General features: G+C 57.8%; 20 protein-coding genes and 8 tRNA genes. 22 read left to right on the top strand and 6 right to left on the bottom strand.

What is annotated here, in order from left to right; translation table 11 throughout:
• Positions 1 to 2: 2 nt before the first annotated feature.
• From VK725_RS09245 to VK725_RS09335, 19 genes are all read left to right on the top strand, one after another.
• The gene (locus VK725_RS09245) at positions 3 to 1,097 is read left to right on the top strand and encodes a pyridoxal phosphate-dependent aminotransferase (RefSeq protein WP_325317771.1); all 1,095 of its coding nucleotides are present in this window, start codon (positions 3 to 5) and stop codon (positions 1,095 to 1,097) included.
• Positions 1,085 to 1,888 (top strand): amidohydrolase, encoded by an 804-nt coding sequence (locus VK725_RS09250; RefSeq protein ID WP_325317772.1) that lies wholly within the window; start codon positions 1,085 to 1,087, stop codon positions 1,886 to 1,888. Before VK725_RS09245 ends, VK725_RS09250 begins: the two co-directional genes overlap by 13 nt.
• 176 nt (positions 1,889 to 2,064) lie before the next feature.
• Positions 2,065 to 2,141, top strand: a tRNA-Arg gene (locus tag VK725_RS09255).
• A 170-nt stretch (positions 2,142 to 2,311) separates the two neighbouring features.
• Positions 2,312 to 2,388, top strand: a tRNA-Pro gene (locus VK725_RS09260).
• A 22-nt stretch (positions 2,389 to 2,410) separates the two neighbouring features.
• Positions 2,411 to 2,487, top strand: a tRNA-Arg gene (locus VK725_RS09265).
• A 14-nt stretch (positions 2,488 to 2,501) separates the two neighbouring features.
• A tRNA-His gene (locus VK725_RS09270) sits at positions 2,502 to 2,578 on the top strand.
• Positions 2,579 to 2,594: 16 nt separating this feature from the next.
• Positions 2,595 to 2,670: transfer RNA gene (locus tag VK725_RS09275), tRNA-Lys, on the top strand.
• A 386-nt stretch (positions 2,671 to 3,056) separates the two neighbouring features.
• Positions 3,057 to 3,431 (top strand): type II toxin-antitoxin system MqsR family toxin, encoded by a 375-nt coding sequence (locus VK725_RS09280; protein WP_325317773.1) that lies wholly within the window; start codon positions 3,057 to 3,059, stop codon positions 3,429 to 3,431.
• Positions 3,428 to 4,144 (top strand): type II toxin-antitoxin system MqsA family antitoxin, encoded by a 717-nt coding sequence (locus VK725_RS09285; RefSeq protein ID WP_325317774.1) that lies wholly within the window; start codon positions 3,428 to 3,430, stop codon positions 4,142 to 4,144. The genes VK725_RS09280 and VK725_RS09285 overlap by 4 nt, the downstream gene beginning before the upstream one ends.
• On the top strand, positions 4,144 to 4,662 hold the full coding sequence (locus VK725_RS09290; protein WP_325317775.1) for a hypothetical protein: 519 nt from the start codon (positions 4,144 to 4,146) through the stop codon (positions 4,660 to 4,662). The genes VK725_RS09285 and VK725_RS09290 overlap by 1 nt, the downstream gene beginning before the upstream one ends.
• Positions 4,663 to 5,079: 417 nt before the next feature.
• A tRNA-Leu gene (locus VK725_RS09295) sits at positions 5,080 to 5,165 on the top strand.
• 84 nt (positions 5,166 to 5,249) lie between these two features.
• On the top strand, positions 5,250 to 6,542 hold the full coding sequence (gene tig, locus VK725_RS09300; RefSeq protein WP_325317776.1) for a trigger factor: 1,293 nt from the start codon (positions 5,250 to 5,252) through the stop codon (positions 6,540 to 6,542).
• A gap of 72 nt (positions 6,543 to 6,614) precedes the next feature.
• On the top strand, positions 6,615 to 7,244 hold the full coding sequence (gene clpP / locus VK725_RS09305) for an ATP-dependent Clp endopeptidase proteolytic subunit ClpP (protein ID WP_325317777.1): 630 nt from the start codon (positions 6,615 to 6,617) through the stop codon (positions 7,242 to 7,244).
• A 109-nt stretch (positions 7,245 to 7,353) separates the two neighbouring features.
• Complete coding sequence (clpX, locus tag VK725_RS09310; protein WP_126672758.1) at positions 7,354 to 8,655, top strand: ATP-dependent Clp protease ATP-binding subunit ClpX; 1,302 nt, start codon at positions 7,354 to 7,356, stop codon at positions 8,653 to 8,655.
• A 170-nt stretch (positions 8,656 to 8,825) separates the two neighbouring features.
• Positions 8,826 to 11,336: an endopeptidase La gene (gene lon, locus VK725_RS09315; RefSeq protein ID WP_325317778.1), complete on the top strand. Its 2,511-nt coding sequence runs from the start codon at positions 8,826 to 8,828 to the stop codon at positions 11,334 to 11,336.
• 331 nt (positions 11,337 to 11,667) lie between these two features.
• A complete protein-coding gene (locus tag VK725_RS09320) occupies positions 11,668 to 11,940 on the top strand; it encodes an HU family DNA-binding protein (RefSeq protein WP_325317779.1) in 273 nt (90 codons plus the stop codon).
• A 15-nt stretch (positions 11,941 to 11,955) separates the two neighbouring features.
• A tRNA-Val gene (locus tag VK725_RS09325) sits at positions 11,956 to 12,030 on the top strand.
• A gap of 7 nt (positions 12,031 to 12,037) precedes the next feature.
• Positions 12,038 to 12,114, top strand: a tRNA-Asp gene (locus VK725_RS09330).
• Between the two features lie 85 nt (positions 12,115 to 12,199).
• The gene (locus VK725_RS09335; protein WP_325317780.1) at positions 12,200 to 14,110 is read left to right on the top strand and encodes a SurA N-terminal domain-containing protein; all 1,911 of its coding nucleotides are present in this window, start codon (positions 12,200 to 12,202) and stop codon (positions 14,108 to 14,110) included.
• A gap of 116 nt (positions 14,111 to 14,226) precedes the next feature.
• On the opposite strand, the gene VK725_RS09340 is transcribed toward VK725_RS09335, so the two are convergent.
• From VK725_RS09340 to gloB, 3 genes are all read right to left on the bottom strand, one after another.
• Positions 14,227 to 15,009 (bottom strand): enoyl-ACP reductase FabI, encoded by a 783-nt coding sequence (locus VK725_RS09340; protein WP_325317781.1) that lies wholly within the window; start codon positions 15,007 to 15,009, stop codon positions 14,227 to 14,229.
• A 95-nt stretch (positions 15,010 to 15,104) separates the two neighbouring features.
• On the bottom strand, positions 15,105 to 16,340 hold the full coding sequence (locus VK725_RS09345; RefSeq protein WP_325317782.1) for a LysM peptidoglycan-binding domain-containing protein: 1,236 nt from the start codon (positions 16,338 to 16,340) through the stop codon (positions 15,105 to 15,107).
• Positions 16,337 to 17,101 (bottom strand): hydroxyacylglutathione hydrolase, encoded by a 765-nt coding sequence (gloB, locus tag VK725_RS09350; RefSeq protein WP_325317783.1) that lies wholly within the window; start codon positions 17,099 to 17,101, stop codon positions 16,337 to 16,339. Before gloB ends, VK725_RS09345 begins: the two co-directional genes overlap by 4 nt.
• A 202-nt stretch (positions 17,102 to 17,303) precedes the next feature.
• Between gloB and VK725_RS09355 the strand changes: the two genes are divergently transcribed.
• From VK725_RS09355 to dnaQ, 3 genes are read left to right on the top strand one after another with little or no spacing between them, the layout of a single operon-like run.
• Positions 17,304 to 17,984, top strand: a complete 681-nt coding sequence (locus VK725_RS09355; RefSeq protein WP_325317784.1) for a class I SAM-dependent methyltransferase — start codon at positions 17,304 to 17,306, stop codon at positions 17,982 to 17,984.
• Positions 17,985 to 18,016: 32 nt separating this feature from the next.
• Positions 18,017 to 18,460, top strand: a complete 444-nt coding sequence (gene rnhA / locus VK725_RS09360; protein ID WP_325317785.1) for a ribonuclease HI — start codon at positions 18,017 to 18,019, stop codon at positions 18,458 to 18,460.
• Positions 18,457 to 19,173: a DNA polymerase III subunit epsilon gene (dnaQ, locus tag VK725_RS09365; RefSeq protein ID WP_325317786.1), complete on the top strand. Its 717-nt coding sequence runs from the start codon at positions 18,457 to 18,459 to the stop codon at positions 19,171 to 19,173. Before rnhA ends, dnaQ begins: the two co-directional genes overlap by 4 nt.
• A 15-nt stretch (positions 19,174 to 19,188) precedes the next feature.
• Here dnaQ and VK725_RS09370 read toward each other — a convergent pair whose 3' ends face one another.
• The 3 genes from VK725_RS09370 to VK725_RS09380 form a co-directional block, all read right to left on the bottom strand.
• The gene (locus VK725_RS09370) at positions 19,189 to 19,890 is read right to left on the bottom strand and encodes a PP2C family protein-serine/threonine phosphatase (RefSeq protein WP_325317787.1); all 702 of its coding nucleotides are present in this window, start codon (positions 19,888 to 19,890) and stop codon (positions 19,189 to 19,191) included.
• Between the two features lie 142 nt (positions 19,891 to 20,032).
• Positions 20,033 to 20,428, bottom strand: a complete 396-nt coding sequence (locus VK725_RS09375; protein WP_325317788.1) for a hypothetical protein — start codon at positions 20,426 to 20,428, stop codon at positions 20,033 to 20,035.
• A gap of 213 nt (positions 20,429 to 20,641) precedes the next feature.
• A complete protein-coding gene (locus tag VK725_RS09380; protein ID WP_325317789.1) occupies positions 20,642 to 21,481 on the bottom strand; it encodes a hypothetical protein in 840 nt (279 codons plus the stop codon).
• Between the last annotated feature and the right edge of the window lie 283 nt (positions 21,482 to 21,764).

A 21,764-nucleotide genomic window follows, 5' to 3' on the forward strand; every position in this document is an offset into this window, starting at 1 on the left:
TGATGAGCCAGCTGGCCGTGCAGCACAAGGCGGTCAATCTGGGCCAGGGCTTCCCGGATTTCGAACCGCCGCAGGCGCTGCGCGATGCGGTGACGCGCGCGATGTCGGATGGTCTAAATCAATATGCGCCGGGTATCGGCACGGCAGCGCTGCGTGAGCAGATCGCGCGCAAGACCGAGCGGCTTTATGGCCATAAGGTCAGTCCGGATAGCGATATCACGGTTACATCCGGCGCGACAGAAGCGCTGTTCGCCGCCATTGCCGCGGTGGTGCGCGCGGGTGACGAAGTCATCATTTTCGATCCGGCGTACGACTCTTACGAACCGGCAATTGAATTGCAAGGTGCGCGTGCAGTGCACATTCCGTTGACCGTGCCGACGTTCTCGATCGACTGGCAGCGCGTGCGCGATGCGATCACCCCCAAGACACGCATGATTCTGATCAACAGTCCGCACAATCCTTCCGGTGCGGTATTGTCGGCGGCGGATCTGGATGAGCTTGCGGCGATCATTCGCGATACGCCGATCGTAGTGCTTTCCGACGAAGTGTACGAGCACATCGTTTACGACGGCGTTGCGCATGAAAGCGTTCTTCGCCATCCGGAACTTGCGGCGCGCAGCATCGTGGTGTCCAGCTTCGGCAAGACCTATCACTGCACGGGTTGGAAGGTCGGTTATGCGGTGGCGCCGACCTCATTGTCGGCCGAATTCCGCAAGGTGCACCAGTACCTGACGTTCTGTACCTTCCATCCGGCGCAGACAGCGTTCGCGGAATTTCTAGCCAGCTCGCCGGAGCATTATCTGGAGTTGCCCGCGTTCTATCAGGTCAAGCGTGATCGGTTCCGCAAACTTCTGGCACCTTCGCGATTGAAACTGCTCGACGTGCCAGGCGGTTATTTTCAGCTCGTCGATTACTCTGCGATTCGCGATGAAGATGACCTTGCCTTCTGCGAGTGGCTAGTGAAAGAAGGCGGCGTGGCAGCGATTCCCTTGACGCCTTTCTACGAAAAAGCGCCAGGTACGCGTTTGGTGCGCCTGTGCTTCGCCAAGAGCGATGCCACGATGGAAGCCGCGGCGGAGCGTCTATGCAAGCTTTGAATATTTCGCTCGTGCAAGGCGCTACGCGCTGGCACGATGCGCCGGCCAATCGGGAGTACTACGGTTCGCTCGTTCGACGCGTAGCAGGGCAGAGCGATCTGATCGTGTTGCCGGAAACATTTCTTTCCGGCTTCAGCAACGACACACGTGCAAGCGCAGAAGGTATGGATGGTGAAGGCGTTGCCTGGATGCGCGCGTTGGCCACGGAAGTGAATGCTGTGGTTACAGGCAGCCTTGCGATTAGCGAGGGCGGCAAGGTTTACAACCGCCTGATCTGGGCGCGTCCGGATGGCACGTTTGCGCAATACGACAAGCGTCATCTGTTCCGCATGGCCGGCGAACACACGCGTTACGGCGGCGGCACAGAACGTTTGATTGTCGAGCTGAAAGGCTGGCGCATTCTTCCGCAAGTCTGTTACGACCTGCGCTTTCCGGTGTGGTTGCGCAATCGCAGATTGGAATCGGCCACAGGTGGCATGGATTACGACTTGTCGTTCTTTGTCGCCAATTGGCCTGCGCCGCGTCGACAGCCATGGCGCACGCTTTTGCGTGCACGCGCCATCGAAAATCTTTCCTACGTGATCGGCGTGAATCGCGTCGGTGTTGACGGCAACGATCTGCCTTACGCAGGCGATAGTGCGGTGATCGATCCTGTAGGCGAGCCGTTGATTGAACTCGGTACGCAAGAGCAGGTGGTGACAGTGACGCTCGATCCCGTGCCTTTGCTCGCACATCGCGAACGTTTTCCTGCCTGGATGGATGCGGACAATTTTTCGCTTGATCCGATGTGAAGCCGGACGGTGCATTTGCCGCGCAAGATGGACGTCCAACGAACCGGATATGAACGAGTCGTTTCAAAAATCTTCACAAAGAGTATTGACGGCTGCGACGAGTACCTGAATAATTCCGCTTCTTGCTTCGGCGCCTCCGTCTTCCGGGTTCAGGCAGCCGCAATCAGGTAAACCACGCGCCCGTAGCTCAGCTGGATAGAGTACCAGGCTACGAACTTGGTGGTCGGGAGTTCGAATCTCTCCGGGCGCACCATTTTTTCGCAAACACGATGTCGTATTAGTCGTGTAGGCAAAGCAAGCAGAAAATCGCTTGTATAGCCGGACAAGTTTGACGTCCGGTGTGTTCGATACGGATTGACGGGGTAGAGTGACCCCCGTAGCATTTCAAGGCTTCGGTGCGCGAAAGCGACCGGGTTTCGAAATCGGGGTATAGCTCAGCCTGGTAGAGCGCCAGCTTTGGGAGCTGGATGTCGTGGGTTCGAATCCCTCTGCCCCGACCAGCAGGTGTTCTGCTTAAGTCAAGCGCCTGTAGCTCAACCGGATAGAGCATCGGCCTTCTAAGCCGACGGTTGCAGGTTCGATTCCTGTCGGGCGCGCCAGATTTGTGGTTACGGTGGGCGTAGCTCAGTTGGTTAGAGTACCGGATTGTGATTCCGGTTGTCGTGGGTTCGAGTCCCATCGTCCACCCCAAATTCAAGCAGTTACTGGGCCGTTAGCTCAGCTGGTAGAGCAGTTGACTCTTAATCAATTGGTCGTAGGTTCGATCCCTACACGGCCCACCAGCAAAAACAGGCACTTAGGGCAATCCTAGGTGCCTTTTTCTTGTCTGCACCCGGAAAAATACCCGGAAAAATACCCTGTTAGAATCTAGATTTGCTTGGCTACGAGCAGTTGACTCGCGCCAATTTCTGTAGCGGCTGGAGGGCGGGGGTTCCATTGCTGTTGATGGAGATCGCGGCAGGAAGGGTGTTGGATGACAGCGGAAATTCATACAAATATTTCGGTTCAAAAGTCATATGGCTTTGTAATCAATGATTTACTGGGTTCTGCTTCGCCACGTCTAACCCATTGACCACTTGCAACGACCCCGGTTTATCTCCATTATTGCAAGCACAGGAACTAACCATCGTGGTTAGCTGTCGAAGGTTCGGTAAGGGAGCCAACCTGGATGGTTAGCTCCAACAATGTGATCGAGACCAAAGATGTCGCGGAATATGACCTACAAGCAGTCTTCGAACACGCGCGCGCGGAAAGCATCCATTTCGGCGATGGTCCCAAGCTGCTGCGGCATCTGGCGAGGCTTGGTTTTCCGGCGAGTTCAACCAATCCTGTCTGCGAAGTCCTGCTAACCCTTACAGAGAAGCACTTTCATCGGTGCGAACGATACGAAGGCGACGTCCGATATCTCTGGCATGACGTGTACTTGCTGCCTAAATTTCAGGCCCCAAACGGGGATACCTACAACATGTATATAAAAATTCGCATGACGTCAGCACGGACGATGACGATTGTGTGTTCGTTCCATCCGGAGGGCTGGGAATGACCGACTCGAAACTCATTTGCCCAATTTGCGAAGAAGGGGCGCTTTCGGAACTCGTTTACTCCGACGTCCTGCAGTTCCGTGGTGTTGACCGCGAAGTGCACGGTCTAGTCATGTCTGTCTGCTCCCACTGTGAAGAGCAATCAATGACGGCTGCTCAGCTCAAAGCGAACGCTCGGTTGATGGCTGCTGCGCGATCTGTAGTGATAGATGAAGAGCGGGCGAATCATGGCTTGCTTGTGAGCAAGGAAGTGCGGCGCGTTCGAGAGAAGCTTGGACTTACGCAGCAACAGGCTGCCACTGTATTTGGCGGAGGGGCAAATGCCTTCTCCAAGTACGAACGCGGAGAGGTCGTTCAAAGTGAAATAATGGACAAACTGCTGCGTCTTTGCGCGGAAGTTCCGACGGCGGCGTGCTGGCTGTTCGATCAAGTAGGTTTAGAGAAACAAGTTGCTCCAAAGGCAGTCGAAGCTACTGCTGTGCGAAAGGGCGTCTTTCTTGACTACATGGGTATGCCCGACATCGTTGGGATTGTTGGGGCCGCATGGGGAAATGATTCTCATTTGCATCAAAAAGTTTGGAGCAGTAGCGAGAAAATTGTCGTGAGTCATAGCGGAGAGAAGTCCAGGCGCAATCCAGTGGTGCGACCAACTGGAATTGCGGAGCCGAGAGAGTCTCGCGACTGGGAAAACGTGCCAATGGCAAGGTGTGCGTGATGTTAGATCCTGTTAAGTGTTTTGATCTGAGCAACATTCGGCTCGCGTACTCCACCTTTCGCACCATGTCACACATTGGTGAGGTGGTGATTGACGATGATAAGTGCGTAATTCAGACGCGACGTTGGGTTGAGCATGAATTTGTCACTCGCGAGCTTATGGATGATGTGGAAGTGAATTTTCTGATCGCGACGGTGCACCTGGGAATGCGGCTCGTCAACGACGAACAGGATAAGGGTGGTGAATCCGACGAGTCGGCCGAGGAAGGAGATCCTATATACGTCATCGAGGCCGGGTTCGTCGCGGAATTCAAGGTCGTATGCGAAGAATTTGACGAAGAATCACTTCAAGATTTTACGTCGAAGAACGCTCCGCACGTTGTGTGGCCATTCTGGCGACAGCACGTATGCGGAACCCTTCAATCTGCGAGTCTGCCGGTGGTTCAAGTGCCTCTGATGGCAAAGGTTCGAGAACCTAGGCCTTCCGCACTGGCGCCGACGCTAGCGCAACCGCAATAACAAATAGGCGACGGGTGCGCGCCGCAACATGCTTGGTTCAATCCCGGAAAAATATTTGGCCTGATATAAGCAAAACAGCTATTTGCGATGAGCAAACCCGGAAAATGCGTTCACATAGGTAATTGAATTGCTTACTCAACGGCAGCGACTCTTAATCAATTGGTCGTAGGTTCGATCCCTACACGGCCCACCAGCTACCGAAGGACCCGCAGCAATGCGGGTCCTTTTTCTTTGTGCGGCAAAACCCTGTACGCAGGCAGGTTTTGGCGCTTGTGCTGGTCTGTCGCACAACCGTAAAATGGCTGGCTTGGCACAAGGTAATCATCGACTTAGGGTCGCAGCCCCGCAGTTTCTTGGCGATTCCGGATATCCCGGTAAAAATCGTTGAAAATCTGCAGTTTGCAATCAACAGCCGATGCGAAAGTGGCGGAATTGGTAGACGCACTGGATTTAGGTTCCAGCGGGTAACCCCCGTAAGGGTTCGAGTCCCTTCTTTCGCACCATTGGACCTTGAGTTTGATTTGGCTGGTGGCCGGGGGCCGCCGCGGCGCCATCACGGGCCACTACAGGTATTTCCAGGAGACGTCATGCAGTTTTCGGTTGAAAACGTCGGCAAGCTGGAGCGCAAGCTCACGGTCAAGTTCCCGGCAGAACGGTTTGAGACGCAGGTGAGCCAGCGCATCGCCGAAATGAGCCGCACAGTGCGCCTGAAGGGCTTCCGCCCCGGTAAGGTGCCTGCCACTGTCATCCAGCAGCGCTTTGGCGCGCAGGTGCGTGGCGAAGTGCTCTCGGACCTGATCGGCAGCACGCTGCGCGAAGCGTTCGAGAAGGAAAACCTGCGTCCCGTTGCCAACCCGGCGATCGACACCACCGGCAAGCCGGAAAACGGTGAAATCGCCTACACCGCGACGTTCGAAGTGATGCCGGAATTCCCGGAGATCGACATTGCGTCGCTCGAAATCCAGCGCCCGACCGCGGAAGTTACCGACGCCGACATCGAAAAGATGATCGAAACGCTGCGCCAGCAGCGTCGCAGCTTCGATGAAGTAGAGCGTCCTTCGGTCGAAGGCGACTTCGTGATGTTCGAATACTCCGCTGTAGCAGGCGACTACCGCTTCCCGAACGAAGGTTTGGAGCGCGCAGGTAGCGTCATTGGTTCGGGCACGCTCTTCAAGGCGCTCGACGCTGCACTGGTGGGCCGAAAGGCTGGCGAAGAATTCGAAAGCGACGTCGAATTTCCGGCCGATTTCCGCAATGAGCAGCTCGCCGGCAAGACCGCGAAGGTCAGCTTCAAGATCATCAAGGTGCAGCAGCCGAACCTCCCGGAAGTCGACGCAGCCTTCATCGAGCTGTTCGGCATCACCGACGGCGACATCGCTACCTTCCGCAAAGAAGTGCGCGCCAATCTCGAGCGCGAATTGAAGGCTGCGCTAATGGGCCGCCTGAAGTCGCAGGTGGCCGAAAAACTCGCTACCGCACACAGCGAGCTGGAAGTGCCCAACCTGATGGTGCAGTCCGAGGCGCGCAGTCTCGCTGCTGGCAGCGTGCCGCGCGGGCAACAGCCGCCGCCGCAGCTGATCGACTCGGCCATGCCTGCTGCGCGTATGCGCGTGATCGCAGGCCTGTTGATGGGCGAAATCGCTCGCAAGCAGGAACTCAAACTCGATCGCACACGTTTGGCCGAGCAGCTCGCCGCGATTGCGTCGACCTACGAGGAGCCGGAGAAGGTCATTGAACTCTACAACGGCGATCCCCAACTCATGTCAGGGCTGCAGAATCGCGTCATGGAAGATCAGGTAGCAGAGTGGGTGGCCGAACACGCCAAGACCACCGCGCAGAACCTGAGCTTTGACGAAGTGATGCGTCCCGTTAGTGCCTGAGCCGATTCGATCAGGCCCGATATATAGTCTGACCTGATCGTACGAATCGTCTTTCAGTCCCCACACGCGGAGATGGCCATGGACCCGATCCACAACCTCAATCTGGTGCCGATCGTTGTCGAGCAAACTGCTCGCGGCGAACGTTCGTACGACATCTACTCGCGCCTGTTGAAGGAGCGCGTAATCTTCCTCGTCGGTGAAGTCAACGATCAGGTTGCCAATCTGCTGGTCGCGCAGATGCTGTTCCTTGAATCGGAAAACCCCGAGAAAGACATCCACCTGTACATCAACAGTCCCGGCGGTGTAGTTACCGCAGGTCTGGCGATTTACGACACGATGCAGTTCGTCAAGCCCGACGTCAGCACCATGTGCATCGGTCAGGCTTGCAGTGCCGCATCACTGTTGCTGATGGCTGGCGCCAAGGGCAAGCGTTACTCATTGCCGAACTCGCGGGTGATGATCCACCAGCCGTCGGGTGGTGCCCGCGGGCAGGCGACCGACATCGAAATCCAGGCCCAGGAGATACTGTATCTCCGCCGCCGCCTGAACGATATCTACGTTCAGCATACGGGCCAACCCTTGGACAAGATCGAGCGGGATATGGAGCGCGACCGCTTCATGAGCGCGGAGTCCGCCAAGGAATACGGCCTGATCGACGCCGTTCTGGACCGCAGAGCCGTCGAAACCGTCAAGTCGGCCTGATTTCGGCCGATCCAAGCTTTAGGCATATAGGGTCCCGCGTCCGGGTGCGGACTCGGGACCCTGTGCTATTCTCGACCCGTACCCGGTTTTTTTCAGCAGGATCAAACGAATGAGCGACGAGCGGCAGGGCCGTTCCAACGACAGCGGCAAGATTCTTTACTGCTCCTTCTGCGGCAAGAGCCAGCACGAAGTGCGCAAGCTGATCGCGGGTCCGTCCGTGTTCATCTGCGACGAGTGCGTGGAGCTGTGTAACGACATCATCCGTGAGGAGCTTGAGGAGAAGGCCGCCTCCGGGCGCAGCCAGCTACCCAAGCCCAAGGAAATCATGGAGACCCTCGACCAGTACGTGGTCGGACAGACGCGCGCCAAGAAAGCGCTCGCCGTGGCGGTCTACAACCATTACAAGCGGATGGAATCGCGCCAGCGCGCCGACGATATCGAGCTGGGCAAATCCAACATCCTTCTGATCGGTCCGACTGGTTCGGGCAAGACGCTGCTTGCTGAAACGCTAGCGCGCTTGCTCAACGTGCCGTTCACGATCGCCGACGCCACCACCTTGACCGAAGCTGGTTATGTCGGTGAGGACGTCGAAAATATTATTCAAAAGCTATTGCAGAAGTGCGACTACGACGTCGAGAAGGCGCAGTCGGGCATCGTCTATATCGACGAGATCGACAAGATCTCGCGCAAGAGCGAAAACCCGTCGATCACGCGCGACGTTTCCGGTGAAGGCGTGCAGCAGGCGCTGCTCAAACTCATCGAAGGTACGCTCGCTTCGGTGCCGCCGCAGGGCGGTCGCAAACATCCGCAGCAGGAATTCCTGCAGGTCGACACCAAGAACATCCTGTTCATTTGCGGTGGCGCATTTGCGGGTTTGGAGAAAGTGATTCAGCAGCGTTCCGAAACGACGGGCATCGGCTTCTCCGCCGAAGTTCGTTCCAAGGAGCGCACCGAAAATCTCGGTAAGGTATTGGCGGAAGTCGAGCCATCCGACCTCGTGCGTTTCGGTCTGATTCCAGAGTTTGTCGGTCGCTTGCCCGTGGTGGCGACGCTCGACGAACTCGATGAACCCGCACTGGTGAAAATTCTCACCGAACCACGCAATGCGGTGACGAAACAGTTCCGCAAGTTGTTCGAAATGGAAGGCGTCGAGCTCGAGTTCCGTCCGGAGGCGCTGCAGGCTGTTGCTCGCAAGGCGCTCAAGCGCAAGACGGGCGCGCGCGGTCTGCGCACTATTCTCGAGCAGGTGCTGCTTGACACGATGTACGAGCTACCCTCGCTGGAACACGTCAGCAAGGTCGTCGTGGATGAAGCGGTGATCGAAGGTCAGGCAGAACCGTACCTCATCTATCGCGGAAACTTGCAGCAGCAGGCGCGTATCGGTAGCGAAAGCGGCGACGCCGCAGCGTAAGCGTTACAACATCCGCTTATGACGGCCTCGGCGGATTTCGTCGGGGCCGTTTGTTTTTCGTTGTCGTGCCAGCACTTGACTGCTCGTCACATCGCCTCCACTTGACGTGTAAGTGCCCACGGCGCAGTGTCTGGGCTGTCCGTTTCTTTTTTCGCGAGAGATTCCCTGCGATGGCAAAAAGTGCCGCAATTTCCGCCACCACCGGAGCGCTGCTGGATGCGCTGCCGGTGCTCCCGCTACGCGACGTTGTCGTGTACCCGCACATGGTGATCCCGCTGTTTGTCGGGCGTGACAAATCCATGCGCGCGCTTGAGCGTGCGATGGAAGGCGAACGGCAAATTCTGTTGGTCGCGCAAAAGAGTCCGGATATCGACGATCCCGCGATCAAGGATCTTCACGAAATCGGCACGCTCGCTGGCGTGTTGCAATTATTGAAACTGCCTGATGGCACCGTGAAGGTGCTCGTCGAAGGTCAGTCGCGCGTAGCAATCGAGGAATACAACGACGATAGCGGCATGCTTACAGCACGCTCGCGTGTCATCGAACCCGTTTACAACGTCAAGGAACGCGAACTCGATGTGGTCTCGCGCACACTTGTGTCGCTGTTCGAACAGCTAGTGAAACAAAGCCGCAAGTTGCCACCCGAAGTGCTGGCGACATTGTCCGGTATCGATGATCCGTCGCGTCTTGCCGACTCGATCGCGGCACACCTTACGGTGCGCATGTCCGACAAACAGAAGGTGCTCGAAACAGCCGACGTTGCTCAGCGTCTTGAATTGCTGATCGGCCTCGTCGATGGCGAGATCGATTTGCAGCAGGTGGAAAAGCGCATCCGCGGCCGTGTGAAGTCGCAGATGGAAAAAAGCCAGCGCGAGTACTACCTCAACGAACAGATGAAGGCCATCCAGAAAGAACTGGGCGAAAGCGAGGACGGCCCGAACGAAATCGAAGAGCTGCAGAAGAAGATCGAGGAAGCTGGCATGCCCAAGCCTGTATTGGCGAAGGCGCGTCAGGAATTCGGCAAGCTCAAACAGATGTCACCCATGTCGGCCGAAGCGACGGTGGTACGCAACTACCTCGATTGGCTGATTGGTGTGCCGTGGAAAAAACGCAGCAAAGTGCGCAAGGATCTCTCGCTTGCACAGGAAGTGCTCGATGCCGATCATTTTGGACTGGAGAAGGTCAAGGAACGCATTCTTGAATACCTTGCCGTGCAGCAGCGCGTGAACACGATGAAGGGTCCGATCCTTTGCCTGGTCGGCCCTCCGGGCGTGGGCAAGACGTCGCTCGGTCAGTCGATCGCCAAAGCGACCAACCGCAAATTCGTTCGCATGAGTCTTGGCGGCGTGCGCGATGAAGCGGAAATTCGCGGTCATCGTCGTACGTATATCGGTTCGATGCCGGGTCGTATCGTTCAGAACATGAACAAAGTGGGCTCGAAGAATCCTCTGTTCGTGCTCGACGAAATCGACAAGATGTCGATGGATTTCCGCGGCGATCCGTCGTCCGCGTTGCTCGAGGTGCTCGATCCCGAGCAGAACCACACCTTCAACGATCACTACCTGGAAGTCGACCTGGATCTATCCGAAGTGATGTGGGTGGCGACGGCGAACTCGCTCAACATTCCCGGTCCGCTGCTGGATCGCATGGAAGTCATTCGTATCCCGGGCTACACCGAGGATGAGAAGTTGGGCATTGCTCAGAAATATCTGCTACCCAAGCAGGTCAAGGCCAATGGTCTGAAACCGGAAGAAATTTCTATCGACGAGGAAGCGGTGCGCGACATCGTGCGTTATTACACGCGCGAATCCGGCGTGCGTAATCTCGAGCGCGAAATTTCCAAGATTTGCCGCAAGGTCGTGAAAGAGCTGACGCTTAACCAGGTAAAGAAGAAGGGCAAAGAAGCCGAGCAAGCACAGACCAAGAAGGCGAGTGCAAAGGCAGCCACTGCGAAGAAGGCCGTCAAGGTCAATTCGGAGAATCTGGATCATTACCTTGGCGTGCGCCGTTTCGACTTTGGCCGCAAGGAGCAACAGAACGAAGTTGGTCTGGTCACGGGTCTGGCCTGGACACAGGTCGGTGGCGATCTGCTCAGCATCGAAGCGTCAATCGTCCCGGGCAAGGGACGTCAAATACTTACCGGCCAACTTGGCGATGTCATGAAAGAGTCGATCCAAGCGGCGCTTTCCGTGGTGCGCTCGCGTGCCAGCCAGTTGGGCATCGATCCGGAGTTTCACGAGAAATTCGATTTGCACATCCACGTACCGGAAGGCGCGACACCGAAAGATGGCCCCAGCGCAGGTATCGCCATGTGCACGGCGCTCGTGTCGGCGTTGACCAAAGTTCCAGTTCGTTCGGAAGTAGCGATGACGGGCGAAATTACGCTGCGCGGTCGCGTGTTGCCGATCGGTGGATTGAAAGAAAAATTGCTCGCCGCGCATCGTGGTGGCATCACCACCGTCATTATTCCGGATGAAAACCGGAAGGACTTGGCCGACATTCCCGAGAACATCACCGGTTCGCTGGATATCCATCCGGTTCGCTGGATCGATGAAGTGCTCGGCATTGCCCTGGAGCGTCCACTGCTGCCGTTGCCGCCAAAGGAAGAGGCGGACAAGGCCGCTTCTTCTGACGCCGCGGCACACGAAGACGGTGCCGAAGCACCCTCGCGTACGCACTAAGCACACGCATTCTCATCGGATCTGCGATAGGCGACACGGTTACCGTGTCGCCTGTTTCACGCTGCGTAATATCGTTGCCAAACAACGATGATCAGATGTGTGCTCCCGCATTACATGCATGGCGCTGAATCCCCGCAAAGCGTTGGTACAACTTGTATTGCGGACCCTGGGGGGCACTGGTATAAAGGCTCACCGCCATCCGGGCTTTCCTCAGAAAGCACAGCGATGCGGGGTTGCGAGGCAACGTCTTGCAAGAATCCATCGATCCTTTCCTGCGCTGTCCCGTCCCACCTATCACGCGGGCCGAATACCTGTTTAAGGGAGTAACTCAATGAATAAAACCGATCTGATCAATGCCGTCGCCGAACACGCCGAACTGACCAAGGCCGATGCTGGCCGCGCGCTCGAAGCTTTCTTCGAAACCGTTCAGAAGGCTCTGAAGAACGGTGACGACGTCTCGGTCGTCGGCTTTGGTACCTTCACCGTGCGCACCCGTGCAGCGCGTACGGGCCGTAATCCCCGTACCAACGAAGAAATCAAGATCGCCGCCTCCAAGGTCCCGGCATTCAAGGCTGGCAAGACGCTTAAGGACGCCCTAAACTAAGCGGCCCGCTTGATCGGGTGCTTAGCTCAGCGGTAGAGCGTCGCCCTTACAAGGCGAGGGTCGTAGGTTCGATCCCTACAGCACCCACCAGAAATGTGGAGCGGTAGTTCAGTCGGTTAGAATGCTGGCCTGTCACGCCGGAGGTCGCGGGTTCGAGTCCCGTCCGCTCCGCCACAGTCTGCAAGGGCGCCTCCGAGGCGCCCTTGTGTTATTTAGATTTTGTATTCCACGCGGTTAACCAGATAGCGGAAATAGTCTCATGCTGCAGTCACTACGCGACAAAATGCACGGATGGCCAGCGGTCGTTGTGCTGGGTATTGCGGTGTTTGCGATGTCGTTCTTCGGCATCGAGAACTATTTTGTCTCTCGCACGGAGACCTTTGTCGCAAAGGTTGGCAAGGCCGAAGTTGGTCAACAGCAGTATCAGGATGCGATAAACCGCATTCGTCAGCAGCAGCGCGCTCAGCTTGGTGACAAGTTCGATCCTACGGTTTTCGACAAGCCTGAGTTCAAGGACAAGTTGCTTGATCAGATGATCGGCCAGCAACTGCTGTTGCAGGCAAACGATGATCTGGGCATGCGCGTATCGGACGAATCGCTGCGCGAAACGATCTCTGCCACACCTGCGTTCCAGGTTGACGGCCAGTTCAATGGTGACATGTACCGCGCACAGCTTGCCGCCGCTGGCATGACACCGGATATCTATCAGGACAGCGTGCGCAACTCGCTGCAAAGCACTCTGCTGCCCGATGCCATCAGTGGCAGCACGATCGTGACCAACGCGGATATCGACCGTTACATGCAATTGCAATTGCAGCACAGAAATATTCGCTATTTTGTATTGCCACGTCCGGCGCCAGCTGACAGTCAGGTTACCGACGCGCAGGTTCAGGATTACTACAAAGCGCACCAGGCGGATTACATGAATCCGGAGCAGGTGTCGCTGAAATACATCGAAGTGAATGCGTCGGAACTCAAGCCCGATACGCAGGCGCCGAGCGACGATGAGCTGAAGAAGCGTTACCAGGACGAAATTTCGAAATTCGGCATGCCCGAGGAGCGCGAGGTATCGCACATCCTTATCAACGTGCCGAAGAACGCGACGCCTGCGCAGCAGAAGGCGGCTTTGGACAAGGCGGACAAGATCGCTGCCCAAGCCACGCCCGACAACTTTGCGAAACTCGCACAGCAGGACTCGGAAGACCTCGGTTCGAAACTGCAGGGCGGCGACCTGGGCTGGTTGCAAAAAGGTGTGACCAATCCCGCCTTCGAGTCGGCCATGTTCTCGCTGCAGAAAGGGCAGATTTCCAAGCCTGTGCTTTCGGATGAGGGCTACCACATCATCTATTTGCGCGACGTTCACAGCGGCCAGACCAAACCGTTCGAACAGGTGCGCGATCAGTTGATCAAGGAAGCGACCGCTTCCGATCACGATCGTCTGTACAACGACACCGCCGGCAAGATGACCGACCTTACGTCTCAAAATCCCGGCTCGCTCGATCCGGCCGCACAAGCGTTGAGCCTGCAGGTCAAGGAAACGCCACTGTTTGGCCGCGATGGCGGGCAGGGTGTTGCTGCCAATCCGAAGGTCGTTGCCGCCGCGTTTTCCAGTGACCTACTGACGTCAGGCAACAACTCCAGCCTGATCGATCTGGGCAAAGCCGATTCGGTGGTGGTACGCGTCGACAAGCACGTTCCTGCCACACCGAAGGCGATCGCCGAAGTGCATGACGCGATCGTGCAGAAGATTCTCGACCAACGCATTGCCGACGCCGCGCATCAGAAGGCCGACGTCCTGGTTGATCGGCTGAGCAAGGGCGAGGACATGGCGACCATTGCTACCGCCGAGCATGCCGATCTGAAGACGGCGAATGACATTCAGCGTGTACAGCAGGATGTGCCGCAGGAAATCCTTGCGCAGGCGTTCGTGACGCCGCATCCGGCCGCCGATGGCAAGCCGCAGTACGCCGACGTTGCACTGGGTCAGGGTAACTACGCGGTGCTGGCCGTCGATAAGGTGGTACCGGGCGATCTGTCCAAATTCCCGGAAGAACAGCGTCAGATGCTGTATCGCCAGATGATGCAGGCCTATGGTGGCGTGGAAACGCAGGGCTTCATCGACATGCTTAAGGCGAAGACGAAGATCGAAATTGCCAAAGACCGCATGTAATGCTTCGTCATGCCGATGTGTCGGCATGACATGCGCTTAAACAAACATGGGCTTAAACAAACAAAAAGGGCGACTCCATGGGAGCCGCCCTTTTTGTTTTTTCCTCTGAAACCGGCTTAGATGCCGGTCATACCCAGGGTGTTGTAACCCGCGTCCACGTACGTCACTTCACCGGTGATGCCCGAGGCGAGATCCGAACACAGGAATGCGCCGACGTTACCGACTTCGTCGATCGTCACGCTGCGGCGTAGCGGCGCGTTTTCTTCCACGTGGTCCAGCATCTTGCGGAAGTTTGCGATGCCCGCGGCGGCAAGTGTCTTGATCGGGCCAGCGGAGATCGCATTGACGCGCGTCGTTTCCGGGCCCAGGTTGAAAGCCAGATAACGCACGTTGGCTTCGAGACTCGCCTTGGCCAGGCCCATCACGTTGTAGTTGCTCAGGGCGCGTTCGGCACCCAGGTACGTGAGGGTGAGAATCGCGCCGTTGCGGCCAGCCATCATCGGACGAGCAGCCTTCGAAAGCGCGGCGAGGCTGTAACTGGAAATATCGTGCGCGATGGTGAAGTTCTCGCGGGTCAGGTTGTCCAGGTATTGGCCCTGGATCGCTTCGCGCGGCGCAAAGCCGATCGAATGCACCAGGATGTCCAGGCCGTCCCAATGCTTGCCCAAGTCGACGAACAGGTTCTCGATCTGCGCGTCGTCTGCCACGTCGCACGGCAGCACGATGTTGGAGCCGAATGCATTGGCCGCTTCATCCACGCGGTCCTTCATGCGTTCATTCGGGTAGGTAAAGGCGAGTTGCGCGCCTTCGCGATGCATCGCGTTGGCAATGCCCCAGGCGATCGAGCGCTGGCTGGCAATGCCGGTGATCAGGGCACGCTTGCCGTGCAGGAATCCCATGCGTCCTCCAAAAGGTTGTCAGTGCGCCATCTGGCGCAGCGTGGGGAGTTTAGCAGGCATGGCTCGATACGGCTTCCATACGTCCAGGCATGGATTTACGGCGTATCGAGCTTCAATACCTGTCCGGGTTTCAGCGGCTTGCCGTGGAGATTGTTCAGGCGCTCTAGCGTGTTCACGCTGACCGAATATTTGTGCGCAATCTGCCAGAGGCTTTCACCGGGCTTTACCGTATGCGTTCGAACAGTGTGCGATTTGACCGCTGCGGGCGCACTGTCTTGTGTTACCTCGGCATCTTTTGAAGACGGTGTGTCCGTTAGCGGTGCATTGCTGGCGGTCATGTCCTGCGCGTTCGCCGACTGCATCGCATTGCGCCACTGCTCCGCGTTGCGATGAGGCATGAGTATCTGGCTGCCCGAAGCTGAATCCAGCGCGTCTTTCGACATGGCAGGATTCAAATGCCGAAGGTCGTCAGCGAGCATGCCGGCATGGTTTGCGGTGGCCGAAAGTGTCATGCCTGGTGTGATATCGACGGCTTCCAGATGATCCTCCGCTGCCAGCGTCGGCAATGTCACGTTGAATCGGGAGGGGTCGCGAATAACGCACGCAAGCGCCAGCAATTTGGTCAAATGTTCCTTTGTCACGCGCGGCACAGGCCACTTTGGAATGGCCGGTTCCGTCGGCGGCAAACCGTGTTGCTGCACCATATGCTGAATGGCGAACTCACCGCGATTGAACGCGTAATCGACCAGTCGCCAATCGTGCAATTCGTCGTAGTAGCCGCGCAACATGTGCATGACGCGGTCTGTGGCGGCGGATGTGTCCAGGCGTCCGTCGTAACCGTGATCGACGTGCAGTCCCATCGAATGCGCAGTGCTCGGCACGATTTGCCACATGCCCGCCGGCAAATTGCGATGACCAGGTACCGCGTGATACTGGCTTTCTACCCACGGGAGCAGCACGAATTCACCGGCGACATTATATTTTTCGGCGACCTGCTGCACATAGACCACTTGTGAGAGCGCGCTGCCCATCTGCGCTTCAAAGTGCTGTGGATTTTGCGTATAGCGGTGTGCCCACACCATGATTTGCGGATCGGCGTCGCAATCGGACATCGCGAAGCTGTTGCGCAACTTGCCCCAAACGTCAGTGTCTTCAGCCGCAACAGACGGCTGCACGACAGCCGCGACCGACGTTGCCGGGGCTGGAGAACTGATCGGAGAAGGCGCGATAGCTGGCGCAGGAACAGGATTCTTTGCGGGTGGCGGTGTCGTTGCGCACGCCGCCATCAATGAGGCAAGCACCACCGGCAAAAGTCGCAGCGTCGGTTTCATGCCTTGAATGCATCCTTGGCGGAACGCAGCGCTGCAAAGCGAGCAACTGGATCGTTAGCGGCGCCTTGTCGATTGCACCAGTCGATCACCTCGTCGCTGTTCACACGGAGGAAGGGATTGCAGGCAAGTTCACTGGCAAGCGTTGAGGGCACACTCGGACGATGATCGGCGCGCAGCACATCCACTTCTTTCGCCCGCGCTTTGAGAGCGGTGTTGTTTGGTTCAACGGTTTGCGCAAAGCGCGCATTCGCGGTGGTGTACTCATGACCGCAGCACACCAGCGTCTCAGCAGGCAGCGCGGCTAGACGTTGCAGCGACGCATGCATTTGCGCTGGTGTGCCTTCGAACATACGGCCACACCCAAGACTGAACAACGTATCGCCACACAGCAGTACGCCTTCGCCGACGTACACGATGTGAGTGAGCGTATGTCCCGGCACAGCCATCACGTCGAAACGTGCTGCCGGTTGCGATAACGTAAGCAAATCGCCGTCTTTCACGCGATGCGTAGCGACAGCAATGCGATCATCCTCCGGCGCGTAAACCGGAATATCGAAAGTTTCCTTCAACCGCTCGGCACCGCCGATATGATCAGGGTGATGATGCGTGAGCAGCACAGCGCGCAGCGTAAGCTTGCGCGCGTGCACGGCAGCTTCGACCGGCGCAGATTCGCCAGGATCGACGACGATGGCATTGCCGTTGTCGTCATGCAGCAGCCAGATGTAATTGTCGGCAAGCGCCGGTAACGGTACGACGTGCAAGGCGATCTCCGCTGCGGATTCGTATCGACTGGCGCAGCCCTCCGGGGTGCGCGCGATCGCCGACTATAAGCCCGTGGCATGGGGCGATCGTTAGATATCCGTTAATCGAAAATTCGTTCGTTCACCGTTGGGTACTGGTTCGTCTTTGTAAGGCCAACCGGTAAACTCACGCCTGATCCGATTCGCGACAGGCCCCGTTTTCATGCCCCAGCGCGCCCAAGACATCTACGCCAGTGCGCCCATGTGTGGTTTGCTGGCGGATGAAACGGTGGCCTACATGCCCGATCTGCGCCGCTGCATCGGCAGCCGCGCCTTGTTGCTTTCCGCGGCGCCCCAGGACGAAGCGCCCAATCCTCCCTATCTGAGCCAGTGGGTAACGTTGCGGCTCACCGAGGGCCGGATCGAGGGCGATATACGGGCGAGCGCGCTGGAGCCGCTGCCGTTTTCCGACAGGGCATTCGACCTCATTCTGTTGCGCCATGCTTTCGAGCTCGCGCCCCTGTCGATCGACGAGGTGGTACGCATTCTCGCCCCAGGTGGGATGCTCGTACTCACCGGCCTCAATCCGCTCAGCGGATGGACGCCATGGTGGCAGTGGCAAACACGCGGGAGCGGCATGCATGCGCAGTCGCCATTTCATTTCTCTGCGCGTTTGCGACGCGCTGATGTGCAAGTCGAACGCGTGCAACGAGTAGGGCGCATTTTGCCGTTGCCGTCGGCCGAGCCGGGTTGGGCATCGTCGAGCTGGCTGGGCGGTGGTTATGTGCTCGTCGCGCGCAAGACGGGACCGATAAGTATTCCGACACGCTTGCGGCCCAAACCCGTGACTGCTCCCGTGGGAGCGGGCCTCGCACCGGGTGCGCGTCGCAGTTCGGTCAGTTGAACAAGACAAACAAAAAAGATGGAGCACAACGCGTGACGGATGTGGAAGCGTTTACCGACGGCGCGTGCCTCGGCAATCCCGGGCCCGGTGGATGGGCAGCCCTATTGAGAGCCAAAGGCAGCGAACGTTTATTGAGCGGCGGCGAAGCACAAACCACCAACAATCGCATGGAGCTGCTTGCGGCGATCCAGGCGCTCGAAGCACTCAGTCGTCCCTGTCAGGTGACGGTGACTACCGACTCGCGTTATGTGATGCAAGGTATCGAAGAGTGGGTGCCGCGCTGGATATCCAACGGTTGGCGCACCGCCGACAAAAAGCCTGTGAAGAATCAGGATCTGTGGGAACGCTTGAGTGCCGCCGTCGCGCGCCATCAAGTACGCTGGAAGTGGGTGAAAGGTCACGCCGGGCATGTCGAAAATGAGCGTGTTGATCAGGCAGCGCGCGAGCAGGCCGAGCAGTTCAAGGAACAGGCATGAGACAAATCGTTCTCGATACCGAAACCACTGGTCTTGAAGTACGCCAGGGACATCGCCTGATCGAAATCGCCTGCGTCGAGCTCATCGAACGCAGGCCCAGTGGGCGTCACTATCAAACGTACCTCAATCCCGAACGTGCAATCGATGAAGGCGCACGCGAAGTCACGGGCATCGCCGATGAGTTTTTGCTCGACAAGCCGTTCTTTGCCGATGTGGTGGAGGAATTCCTCACCTTCATCGATGGCGCCGAGCTGATCATCCACAACGCGAGCTTTGACGTCGGCTTCATCAATGCCGAGCTTGAGCGGCTTGGCGGACAGTACGGCCGCATCAACGACCGTTGCCCGGTGCTCGACACGCTGGCGATGGCGCGCGAACGCTATCCCGGTCAGCGCAACAGTTTGGATGCCCTGTGCAAACGCCTGGGCGTCGACAACTCGGCGCGTGATTTGCACGGCGGCCTGATCGACGCGCAGTTGCTTGCCGATGTCTACCTGGCCATGACATCCGGTCAGGTTGTGCTGGATCTGGGTTTTGAAGGCGCGTCCGAAACGCGTGTTCGCACGGTGCAGGCACCCGTTGTACTTGCACGGCGCCCTCGTGTATTGCGTGCGAGCGAAGAAGAAACCGCCGAGCATCAACGTCGACTCGATTCGCTCGACAAGAGTGCAGGTGGTCAGTCCGTGTGGCGTCGGCAGGAAGCGGACGTCTGAAGCGGGCTTTCCGCGTCAGTGAATACGGGCAAGTATCGCAGTGACGTTGTCGCTGCCGCCGTTGTCCAGCGCAGCAAGCAGGAGATGATCGACACATTCCTGTGCCGCCAGATCCTGGCGTGCGACGATGTTCGCAATGCCGTTGTCCGTGACTTCTTCGGTCAGACCGTCACTGCACACCAGAAAGCTCTCGCCTGGCGCGAGTTGCCCTTTCGCCATGCTGATATGCAGCTGACCCAGCGCCGTAATGCCCAGTGCTTGCGTCAGCACATTGCGCTGCGGATGCCGTGCCGCCTGCGATTCATCGATCACACCCGCGGCGACGAGCTCCTGCACCAATGAATGATCGTGGCTGATGCGACGCAGTCCGTTTTTCCACTCGTAGATACGACTGTCGCCGACCCAGGCCACTTCATAACCTTGCTCGGAAAAACGGATGGCTGCGACGGTGGTGCCCATCGGCAAGGCATCGTCAAAGCGCTGCGCATATTCCAGTAAACGCGCCGCTGCGCCGCGTATCGCTTCGGCCAGCGATTGCCCGCGATCCACCAGTTCAACGACGGCATCGCGCGCCAACGCGGACGCCACTTCTCCATGTTGATGACCGCCCATGCCATCGGCCACCAAAAACAGACCCAACGCCGAATCGGCGTAGTAGGTGTCCTCATTGCGCGTGCGGCGCAATCCGACATGGGTTCCGTGTCCGAATTCGATCATGGGCATCCGCCAGCGAGATGTGCGCAGCATGCCGGATGTGCGTCGCATGCGCAAAATATTGTGCTCAATTCGCGCGCAAAGGCTGCGCTTCCGCCTGCGGCGGCCGACGTGAAATCAGCGGAGCATATGCGGTATTTACGTCTTACGCGGCGACGCGAATCAAACGCATGCGCTTCTCGATGCGCTGGAGCGTATCCCACGTCATGCGTGCGGTATGGTCCATCACGTGAAGGATCGGCGCGCAATGACGGTAATCGTCCAGACCAATGTCGCTGCCGCGTTCCAGCATGCCCATCAGGCAAGACAGGTCGAGCAGTGCGTCGCTGAAATGGCATTCGTGCGAGAACAATATCGGCGTGGATTCGCGCAGACTTTCCATCGCCATCGTAACTTGCCAGATTCCCTGCGCCATCAGCTGGCATTGACCTTCACTCAGCGTGCCATCTCGTCGAATCGTTTCTTCAAAGGTGAGGACGAGGCTTTCGGTCAGAACGCGTGCGCGCTCGATGACGTCAAGGGGCGAGGGACTCATGCTCATGGCAATCGCGCTCCGCTGGCCGGACAGGGAGGGTTACTCTGCCATGTTTTTTTGCGTATGTGGCCTGCGCTCTGCGCATTTGTTGATCAACAGCGAGCTGATCTGTGATCCGACGCGTGAAGGGCTTGTGTAAAGAAAGGCCGCTGAATCAGCGGCTTAGATATCCTTCTGACGACGGTGTCGTTGTGTGGCTGCAGGCTGGCGCGCTCCAGCTCAGGCTGGGGCGCCGTTCGGCGGTTTCCCGGCGCGAGGCGGCGCGACGACCCAGAGCACAATGGCGCAAACAATGGTCAGGACTGCGAACAGCCAGAGGCGTCCAGTCGACATGTCCTCCGGCGCAGGCGCTAGCGCCACGATGCTGTAGGCCAGATTCGAGGCCGTGTGGAACAGCATGTTAGAGAGGATGTTGTAGCCGCCCCGGTGATAGGCCCAAGCGAACAGAAAGCGCATGGCAACCGTTGCCACGAGGAAGATGTGAAAGGGCGTGTAGCCCTGAATGGCGCCCGGCGTGATGATGAAGAACAGGGGCAGGTGCCATAGCGCCCAAATGACACCGAGCACGAAGGTCGCGCTCCGGAGCGGCAGTACGCCGTCGAGCTTGTCCGACAGCAGCGACCAGCCGTACTCCTCCGCCAGCGTTCCGCCGAGAACGAACAGAAAAACATAGCTCAGCGGCAAGTCGGCCAGGGTCATCGTGAATTGCGGTGTCCCGTGAATCAGCCTTGCGTGCACGAGTTCCACGATGATCGCGAGGATCGGCATCAGGAAGAAGGACACCAGAAACACCGCCCAGCCCATGCGCGGGTCGAGCGCCCGAGCGAAAAACCGCAACGCCCGTCGTGGGCCACCCTCTGCCAGGCACGTGACCAGGGCCCCCACGAAGGGACCGAACGAGCCGACCACCAGTACCGGAAAGATCGGCAGCGAGAGTTTGTGTTGACTGATCAGCCACGCAACAAACCACAGCGCCCAGGCCATAACGAATGCGACCGCCAGATAGAGCGCCATCGAACGCAGATTCCGGCTACGAACTGCCTTGTCATCAAGTGCCATTCCAGCGCTCCCCTGGTCATCATTGATTCGCTTGGTTTTGAGGATTGCTGCGCAGCGATAGCTGAACCAGATTGCTGGTTGCCTCGTTAGTCGAACCGCAGCCCCGCGCAGTCTTAAACGAATGCTAGGAACACGAACGATTCATGTCGCGTGCAAAGAGTCATCGTGCAAGAAGTCATGTCGCGGACAAGGACTGGCGCATTCAAGGGTTGATGTCTGAGTCCTACGACTGCAAACAAAAATCCCAGCGCAGGCCCGGGATTTTGTAACTACTTGATGTAGC

Origin of the sequence: Dyella sp., assembly GCF_035486915.1 — a bacterium.
Lineage (GTDB): Bacteria > Pseudomonadota > Gammaproteobacteria > Xanthomonadales > Rhodanobacteraceae > Dyella_B.

Excerpts from the sequence above, each read along its gene's own strand:
- VK725_RS09245 (WP_325317771.1), top strand. The coding sequence starts at position 3 with ATGAGCCAGCTGGCCGTGCAGCACAAGGCGGTCAATCTGGGCCAGGGC.
- VK725_RS09250 (WP_325317772.1), top strand. The coding sequence starts at position 1,085 with ATGCAAGCTTTGAATATTTCGCTCGTGCAAGGCGCTACGCGCTGGCAC.
- VK725_RS09280 (WP_325317773.1), top strand. The coding sequence starts at position 3,057 with ATGGTTAGCTCCAACAATGTGATCGAGACCAAAGATGTCGCGGAATAT.
- VK725_RS09285 (WP_325317774.1), top strand. The coding sequence starts at position 3,428 with ATGACCGACTCGAAACTCATTTGCCCAATTTGCGAAGAAGGGGCGCTT.
- VK725_RS09290 (WP_325317775.1), top strand. The coding sequence starts at position 4,144 with ATGTTAGATCCTGTTAAGTGTTTTGATCTGAGCAACATTCGGCTCGCG.
- tig (WP_325317776.1), top strand. The coding sequence starts at position 5,250 with ATGCAGTTTTCGGTTGAAAACGTCGGCAAGCTGGAGCGCAAGCTCACG.
- clpP (WP_325317777.1), top strand. The coding sequence starts at position 6,615 with ATGGCCATGGACCCGATCCACAACCTCAATCTGGTGCCGATCGTTGTC.
- clpX (WP_126672758.1), top strand. The coding sequence starts at position 7,354 with ATGAGCGACGAGCGGCAGGGCCGTTCCAACGACAGCGGCAAGATTCTT.
- lon (WP_325317778.1), top strand. The coding sequence starts at position 8,826 with ATGGCAAAAAGTGCCGCAATTTCCGCCACCACCGGAGCGCTGCTGGAT.
- VK725_RS09320 (WP_325317779.1), top strand. The coding sequence starts at position 11,668 with ATGAATAAAACCGATCTGATCAATGCCGTCGCCGAACACGCCGAACTG.
- VK725_RS09335 (WP_325317780.1), top strand. The coding sequence starts at position 12,200 with ATGCTGCAGTCACTACGCGACAAAATGCACGGATGGCCAGCGGTCGTT.
- VK725_RS09340 (WP_325317781.1), bottom strand. The coding sequence starts at position 15,009 with ATGGGATTCCTGCACGGCAAGCGTGCCCTGATCACCGGCATTGCCAGC.
- VK725_RS09345 (WP_325317782.1), bottom strand. The coding sequence starts at position 16,340 with ATGAAACCGACGCTGCGACTTTTGCCGGTGGTGCTTGCCTCATTGATG.
- VK725_RS09355 (WP_325317784.1), top strand. The coding sequence starts at position 17,304 with ATGCCCCAGCGCGCCCAAGACATCTACGCCAGTGCGCCCATGTGTGGT.
- dnaQ (WP_325317786.1), top strand. The coding sequence starts at position 18,457 with ATGAGACAAATCGTTCTCGATACCGAAACCACTGGTCTTGAAGTACGC.
- VK725_RS09370 (WP_325317787.1), bottom strand. The coding sequence starts at position 19,890 with ATGATCGAATTCGGACACGGAACCCATGTCGGATTGCGCCGCACGCGC.
- VK725_RS09375 (WP_325317788.1), bottom strand. The coding sequence starts at position 20,428 with ATGAGCATGAGTCCCTCGCCCCTTGACGTCATCGAGCGCGCACGCGTT.
- VK725_RS09380 (WP_325317789.1), bottom strand. The coding sequence starts at position 21,481 with ATGGCACTTGATGACAAGGCAGTTCGTAGCCGGAATCTGCGTTCGATG.